The sequence below is a fragment of the Epilithonimonas mollis genome (genome assembly GCF_900142325.1).
Classification (GTDB): domain Bacteria; phylum Bacteroidota; class Bacteroidia; order Flavobacteriales; family Weeksellaceae; genus Epilithonimonas; species Epilithonimonas mollis.
Map to the genome: position 1 here is coordinate 1 of NZ_FRAM01000010.1, position 7,113 is coordinate 7,113.

8 protein-coding genes are annotated in these 7,113 nt (G+C 41.7%); all 8 read right to left on the minus strand.

The window, feature by feature from the left end; genetic code table 11:
• Window positions 1–591, minus strand: a 591-nt coding sequence (locus tag BUA97_RS16840) for a hypothetical protein (protein WP_073000661.1), incomplete at its 3' end; no start/stop codon positions are given.
• 2 nt (window positions 592–593) lie between these two features.
• The gene (locus tag BUA97_RS16845) at window positions 594–1,280 is read right to left on the minus strand and encodes a hypothetical protein (protein ID WP_073000664.1); all 687 of its coding nucleotides are present in this window, start codon (window positions 1,278–1,280) and stop codon (window positions 594–596) included.
• A gap of 10 nt (window positions 1,281–1,290) precedes the next feature.
• Window positions 1,291–1,944, minus strand: a complete 654-nt coding sequence (locus BUA97_RS16850) for a hypothetical protein (protein ID WP_073000667.1) — start codon at window positions 1,942–1,944, stop codon at window positions 1,291–1,293.
• Window positions 1,931–5,008, minus strand: coding sequence for a TraG family conjugative transposon ATPase (locus tag BUA97_RS16855; RefSeq protein ID WP_073000671.1), 3,078 nt, complete (start codon window positions 5,006–5,008; stop codon window positions 1,931–1,933). Before BUA97_RS16855 ends, BUA97_RS16850 begins: the two co-directional genes overlap by 14 nt.
• Window positions 4,980–5,294 (minus strand): DUF4133 domain-containing protein, encoded by a 315-nt coding sequence (locus BUA97_RS16860; RefSeq protein WP_073000675.1) that lies wholly within the window; start codon window positions 5,292–5,294, stop codon window positions 4,980–4,982. The genes BUA97_RS16855 and BUA97_RS16860 overlap by 29 nt, the downstream gene beginning before the upstream one ends.
• A 1-nt stretch (window position 5,295) precedes the next feature.
• Window positions 5,296–5,616 (minus strand): DUF4134 domain-containing protein, encoded by a 321-nt coding sequence (locus BUA97_RS16865; RefSeq protein ID WP_073000678.1) that lies wholly within the window; start codon window positions 5,614–5,616, stop codon window positions 5,296–5,298.
• Window positions 5,617–5,729: 113 nt separating this feature from the next.
• Window positions 5,730–6,314 (minus strand): hypothetical protein, encoded by a 585-nt coding sequence (locus tag BUA97_RS16870; RefSeq protein WP_073000681.1) that lies wholly within the window; start codon window positions 6,312–6,314, stop codon window positions 5,730–5,732.
• A 20-nt stretch (window positions 6,315–6,334) separates the two neighbouring features.
• Window positions 6,335–6,985: a ParA family protein gene (locus BUA97_RS16875; protein ID WP_073000684.1), complete on the minus strand. Its 651-nt coding sequence runs from the start codon at window positions 6,983–6,985 to the stop codon at window positions 6,335–6,337.
• Window positions 6,986–7,113 lie beyond the last annotated feature (128 nt).

Consider the following 7,113-nt stretch of genomic DNA (forward strand, 5'->3'; position numbering starts at 1 on the left):
AACCGGAACCTGATACAGGTATGGGATCTTTTTGGCGTTTTCAAGTCTCAGAATGATATAGAGGATATTCCCATGGATAATCCTGACGCGAGTAAACACTTTCTCAATCAGCATCTCGCGATCCATCGCATCCATCAGGAAATCCTTATCTTCTTTCAGAATGTCCTGCATAACCTCCTGCTTGAGCTTTACCAGCTGAGTTCCGATTTCAACATAATATTTTGAGACAAGGACGGCGTATTCGGGATGATGCGCAGAGAGATCTAACATCTTGTTAGAATTGCTGACGATCTTTCCCAGATACTGATAGAGATACATCAGCTTTTTACTTTGGGTCAGTGCGGAATTAACATTTTTAAGCTGCTGGCGGATGTACTCCTGAATCGCGATCACCTGCATTGTTTTTTTGTTGATCTCGTCGTAGAGTTCTTTCTGCTTTTTGTAAGAATCCAGGAATGCCTGCTCGCTGGCCAGTCGTACGCCATGATTGACGGTAATCTGCGACAGCAGTTTATCGTTGATCACGATCAGCTGGCTTGTAACACGAGTTACGCTAAAGAGGAATGTTCCAAAGATTATTATTTTCTTCATCGCTAAAATAATTTGATGTGGTTCATAATGTTTTCTACAACCTGCCGATCCCTGTTGACATAGTATTGAAAGGCCCGTTTGTTTCGCAGTACCTTGGCTTTGATATCCCTTATTTTCAGGAGCATATGGGCTGAATTCTTACTGAGCGACTTAACCTCGCCCAATGCATAATCCAATAATACCTTTCGTTCCGATTGTTCCATTTGGTTGATGGCACCATATGACAAAATAATTCCGGTGAGTAACCGTAAGGTCATTTGAAGGTCATCCACAAACTGTACTTGTGCCGGAAGAACAGCAATGATGGAATAAGGCGCCGTATCGATTTCATTGATAATGGAAGTTTGATTATCCGTGATCTTGGTAATTTCCCTGCTCACAGCAACACCTGCCGGAATAGCCTGAATCGCAAATGAGACAATACGCAGCCTATCCTGAATTTCGGTCACTTTGTCTTTGAAACTCTTCCATTGGGACTGGTTAGCCGTTTCAACCGAGGCATTTAAGGTTTGCTTTTGCCGCATTTCTTTCTGCCGGTCGTGTTCTTTCACGGCAGCATTGATCTCAATATTCATCATCGGGAACGAAACATTCTCCTGTTGCCAGGCTGGTGTAGAACTACCGCCGGATGATGTCACGAGGAAATAGGTCGACATAACGAACAGAAAAATGATCAGTTTCTTCTTCATTGGTTTTGATTTAAAAATTCCGTTTGTAGCGGTTCATAATGTCATCCACAATGGCCTTATCGGTATTGATGTATCCCGCAAAAGGATTGATGGAATTCCAGAATCCAAGTCTGTTGGCTTTTTCCAGTCTCAGCTTAATGGCCAGAAGCCAAAGCTTAAGGTTTTTCACATTTCCTGAAATGTTATGAAGTATCTTATAACGGTCGCCTGCAGTGGCTAGATTTAATTCTCCCGATGCCAGGATATCCGTTACATCCGTAACGATCTTCAGGCTTTGTTCATAGGTTTTCTGCGAAGCCCTGGTGCCGAAAATCGCATACTGCGGATGCTGTGATGCCAGCTGCACCACCTGTGAGGAATAGGTATAACTTTTATTCAGTTCGGAATAGATCTCTTGTATCTGGATTCCGTTCTGTAGGGTTCCGGAGACCTCCTTCAATCCCTTCAGTATTTTATTCTGAATATCATTGGCGGCCACCATCTGGGTTCCCACCCAAGTCTGGGCATCCTTTAATTTGGACGTTTCATCAATAACCTCGTTCTGTTTGGCTTTCAGATTTTCCGAATAGAGAATCATCGCAGCAGTTACCGTCGGGTCGATGTAGGTATTCTGAGCAGATAGCAATCCGCAAAATCCTATAAATAACAGGCTAAGCTTTTTCATACTGATATTCGTTTTTATTGATTAATTCAGGGAAATTGATGTTTCGCTCTTCCAGTTCCTGGGCGATAACCTTGAATATATTTTTCCCGAGATGATTTTTTTTCATCTTTTGGTAGTAGGAAACGACCTTCTGATCAAGAGGATGCTGGTACAGGTTCACTAAGGACACAAGGTTTTCAAGACTGTCACCGAAATCTTTTAAATCCGATACAATCTTTACCAATGCCTCGTCATAGTTGCCATACTTTTGTACATAATACTCAACGGCTGATTTCTCAGGCTTTTCTGTGGTGTAGGTCAGGTATTGTTCAAGCGAGACTTCATTGCCATAGACTTCACCCTTTGAACCTCTTTTCAGGTAAAATTCCTTGAACCGGCTTCGGCCGAATTTGTTGTTGAGATTATTGATCGTGAAGATCTTGTTTTGCTCCACTCTATTCAGCGATAACAAGGCTGCTATGCGATCAAAATTGTCCTTGAACTTGGTCTGGTCTAACAGGATGAAGGTATCGGAATTGTTGATGATAGAATCCTTGACCACGGCATTGCCAATGATGTCATCCAGCTCTTGGGTTACAACGACAGCTTCGCCCCAGAATTTCCGGACGGTTTTATAGAGGTACAAAATGTAACCTCCCATCAACTTACTCGCAATCGCTTTCCAGGCTTCTTCAATGATAAGTGCTTTTCGTCGGTCTTTTCTCAGCCGCATTTTCTGAATGAACGTGTCCATAATGATCAGCGTTACAATCGGAAAGAGTTTCGGATTGTCCTTTACATTGTCGATCTCGAAGACAATGAAGGATTCATCGCACAGCGTATTATCAGCAGATTCATTCAGCGTGGTTCCATATCGACCACCCTTGTAAAAATCTCTTAACACGAACAAAAAGGTCCTAAGGTTGAACTCTCTTTCCGTAATGTTGTGCTTCTTGTTGTTAAGATAAAGCGGCAGGAACTTGTCGCAGTAATCATAAAATCCGTTGAACGAAAGCTCTTTGGCTTCCAGCTTTTCTTCGAGTTCCCTGATCTTTTTAAGAATGGCGTTTCGGAAGCTTTGATCCCAATCTTCTGCGGACCCCGGACGTTCTACGATATCTTTTGATTTAATAAGGATCAGCTGCGTTTCATTGTAGATCTTTCTCCGCTGCTCATCGCTGAGAGTTTCATAGGCTTCATACACCTTATAGAACCTTTCGCTGTCGTAATCGGGATTATTCAAATTTTTATCAGGATGGTAAGATTTCAACAGTTTTCGTCCTGTTTCTTTGATCTGATCTGTAGATGCATCAAAGGGAAGCCCCAGGATATCGTAAAAATTATTTTCGAAACAGCCTCCGGTCGCTGATCTATCAGTGACAATATCTTCTTCGTGAATATTATATTTTGCAAGATAAAGGATCAGTTCTTCTGATGTTTTATTGTCAAACCAATCGGTTCCTGAATTGAAATACTGATGGTAATAGGACATCAGCACATTATCAAGAATTGATTTCTGTGCAGAAGAAACCATTGCATCCGGCCCCTGCCAGATCAGGAAGATCAGGTTGGTCAGAAACTCTATTTTTTCAATATTGAACTCTTTTTTATCCATCAGAAAAGGATTCATCGTAATTGGTTTTTCTTCGGTATATTGGATATACCTTCCGCCTTTATATTTGCAGGTTCCTGAATACGAATCGCCTGTATCCACGATCACCACATCATAGTTGTAGGTCAGATATTGCTCAATAATATTGTTCATCAGGAATGACTTTCCCGAACCTGACGGACCAAGAACAAATTTGTTCCGGTTGTTGATCCTTCCTGTTTTCATAGGTAGATCTGCGGGGTCAACTTTTAATGGCACGCCCTGCCGGTCCGTGAATCTGAGATAAAAGTTGGATTCTTCACTCACGGGATAGCTTTCTTTAAAAAAAAAACACAAGGCCGCTTCGCTTGTTGTCATAAAAAGATCATATTCCCTGAGTTCTGTTGCATTACCCGGAATGGCTGCCCGGAATAGCTCCAGCTGGTTGTAGGAATTCTTGGAAACGATGATCCCTTTGGTAAAGAGCTTATTCTCGATCTGGGACTGTATCCCTTCCATTTCTTCCAATGTGTTGGCTGAAAACAGCAGCGAAAAATGGGCATTGACCACCAGCTGGCCATCAATAGCGATATTATGCAGCAGGGTTTGGATCTCTTCTGCGATAATGGCGTTGGATGGAGAATTATTGGCGGCACCTTCGTGTTTTTTCTTCTTTTTATCGAGTTCCCGTTGCTGTTGTGCCTGAAGTGGAATGGTAATGACCTGGTTATAAACAATCGTTTCGTAATCTTCCAGCTCATTGATGAAGGTAAAATTATCAACCGCTGTTTCGGAAGCGACTCCATTTCCTCCAAGTATTGAATAGGGCTCTATTTCTGAGGGCAGATCGATATTTTCCACATCCACATAGGCGATATTCTTGACATACCGATTACCTATTTTTAGATATTCACTGGTACTTTTGATATTGTCAAATACCGGCACTTCTGAAAACTGCATCGACAAAACCCCTGAGATATAATATTCAAAATCCTTCTCAAATAAAAATTCAGGTCCGCAGCCACTCTGCTTCAACAACATAAAAACCTTCTGGCATTTGTCGCGAAGCTCCTTAAAACCCTTTTCGGAAAAGCTGTAATGCTTGTTTTTCTTTTTCAGCTTGTCATCGACGATATCCGTAAAGAGCAAAATCGTTTCAATAGACTTAAAAAGCCTACCGTCAAAATGCTCTGAATACTTTTGCTGCAGGAATTGTGGGGATGGCTCAGCGGTGTATTTCTTCTTCGTGAAGATGTCCAGTTTCTGAACGATCCTTCCTTCTCCTATGATCGACACGACCTGATTAAGAACCGTATGGAAGTTCAGGTAATTATCCGGGTCAGCAGAATACTGCTCAACAATGTTTTTGATCCTGATTCCGATGATGGGATTGCCGTACTGTCCGAACAGCACATCAAAATCCCAACTGAAATCCTTTCCGTAATCGTAGCCGATAAACGGAATATCAAAGGTGTGTTTTTTTGTTGCTGCCATTCTTGAAAATTTTATTGTTGTTCAACCTTTTTGGAAAAATGAAGATCTGATCGAAGTTTTTCGTCTTGTCATAGAGCCCATATTTGTCCTGTCTTCTGAAGATCAGATAAACGCCTCCAGCTGTAGCTACCAGTCCCACCAGTGAACCGAGCAGTCCGAATCTCGATAAGATGAGTGCTGCCACGACTCCGGCACCGATCACGCCTACTGCATAGATGATATACTTTCCTTTTAGCCCGAAGAATACAAGAGGCTTTTTCAGCCCCTTGTAGAGGTAATATCCCATCTTATGCGAAAAAGGAGGTTACAAATTCAGGAACAACGATGAGGAAGATCATCGCTCCGCCGTAACCCAGAATCTCTTTGTTCACATCCTGGTCGCCGTTGGTCCATTTGTTATAGACCCGAAGACCACCGATAAAACCAACCAGTCCTCCGACGGCCTTTAAGATCAGCTTGATCGGGTCCCAATAATCCTTTATGTCATTGGCGGCATTGGAGATGGCCGTAGCACCGCCTTGTGCCAGCATGGGCGTGACCGCCATAAGAAGCAGTGCCGCAGTCAATAATTTTTTCGTCGTTGGGTAACATTTACATTTGTGTTTCATAATAGGTAAGATTATATTTGAATTGTGTTTTTAGTTCAGAAAAAGGCATAGGAGGTGTGCCATCCGGCTCAATGGAGCGGATCATTTTAAGATTTAAAAGTCTCTGTCTTCCTCTAGATCATTGAGTGGTAGACCTTGAATCCGTCACGGTCTGAAAGGACCTGGACCTGGGTTTCTGCAAGGCTGAGGAATTGATTGAATTGCTGTTTGAGCTTTAAAGCAGGATCTTCTTTATTTTGTTCTGAGTGACTGCTGTCATTGTTAGACTTCGAATCTTTCAATTCCGTTTTTTCAGTAATTCGAATAACTTCTCGTTCAACTAAATTGTGTTGTGAGATTTCTTTTGGATCTGTCGAATGTCCATTTATTTTTGACCTAGTTTCAAACGTATCAATATCCTGCTCGGATTCAAATTTCTGACGCCAGTGTTCTAAATCGTGCGGTTCAACCGGTTCTTCTCCATTTGAAGAAAACAGCTCCTTCGTATTAAATGAATTGGGTGTATTGAGATGCTCCACATCATCGATGCTGACGGCTTTTATTTCAGCTTTGTCCTGCTCGGTAAGTGCTGCAAGGGCATATTCTTTCGCCTCATCTTCTTTTAATGCATTATCTTTTTTGAGAAAAAGGTCATAGACAATATTTCCTGCATAATACAGCAGATAAATGGACAGGATGGTAAGAAATATTTTGATCATTGTAAGTGTTTTTAGAATCGTTATATAGTAATTTCAAGCGTATGGTTGATGTGATCGATCAGTTCATTAAAAGGATGTTTGACTGCATATTTCTGTTCATAGGTCAGTCTTCTGGTATCAATGGTCTGAAGACAGTTCCGTTTGAATACCGGACTCTTCAGGATCAGCCCATACTTGCTTATCTCCGCATCCATACCTTCCTGGTTCTGATATTTGTAGCCTTTATCGTATTTAGAGCGGATAAAAATTCGCTCCGCCTGACTTTCAAGCAATCCCAGAAAGTTGATAAAAACCAGCGTCGATTTTGCGGAAACATTTGAATATTCAAAGGGGATCACGATAAAATCACTGTAGATCAGCAGGTCACTATACCGGGCATCCAGAGTTCCCGCAAGGTCGAAAACGTTGACTTCTTCACTTTCTTTAATTTCTATCAGATGCTCAAAATCAGAGAAAGGCTGCTCATTGTCCTCATCGATGATCTGTACCTCGTACAGTTTGGGAAGTTCTGATTCTTCATCTTCGATCCATTTGTGATAAAAGGATTTCTGAAAATCAAAATCGAATATGTTGACCTTTCTTTCAGACATTCCTGAAATATAATTGGCAAAAGCAATCGCGAGTGTGGTTTTGCCTGTTCCTCCTTTTTGTGTCCCGAATGTGATAATCATCTTTTTGTGGTTTTATCTCTTTTTTCTTCGTTTTTTCAACTCGTTCTCCGTCGGGTCTTTTGCTGCTCCGGAAGATTTCATCCATTTAAACAGCATTTCGTTAACCGCTTGCTCCAACTCGTTTCCGG

Coding starts and splice junctions, on each gene's coding strand:
- BUA97_RS16845 (WP_073000664.1), bottom strand. CDS start 1,280: ATGAAGAAGAAACTGATCATTTTTCTGTTCGTTATGTCGACCTATTTC.
- BUA97_RS16850 (WP_073000667.1), bottom strand. CDS start 1,944: ATGAAAAAGCTTAGCCTGTTATTTATAGGATTTTGCGGATTGCTATCT.
- BUA97_RS16855 (WP_073000671.1), bottom strand. CDS start 5,008: ATGGCAGCAACAAAAAAACACACCTTTGATATTCCGTTTATCGGCTAC.
- BUA97_RS16860 (WP_073000675.1), bottom strand. CDS start 5,294: ATGGGATATTACCTCTACAAGGGGCTGAAAAAGCCTCTTGTATTCTTC.
- BUA97_RS16865 (WP_073000678.1), bottom strand. CDS start 5,616: ATGAAACACAAATGTAAATGTTACCCAACGACGAAAAAATTATTGACT.
- BUA97_RS16870 (WP_073000681.1), bottom strand. CDS start 6,314: ATGATCAAAATATTTCTTACCATCCTGTCCATTTATCTGCTGTATTAT.
- BUA97_RS16875 (WP_073000684.1), bottom strand. CDS start 6,985: ATGATTATCACATTCGGGACACAAAAAGGAGGAACAGGCAAAACCACA.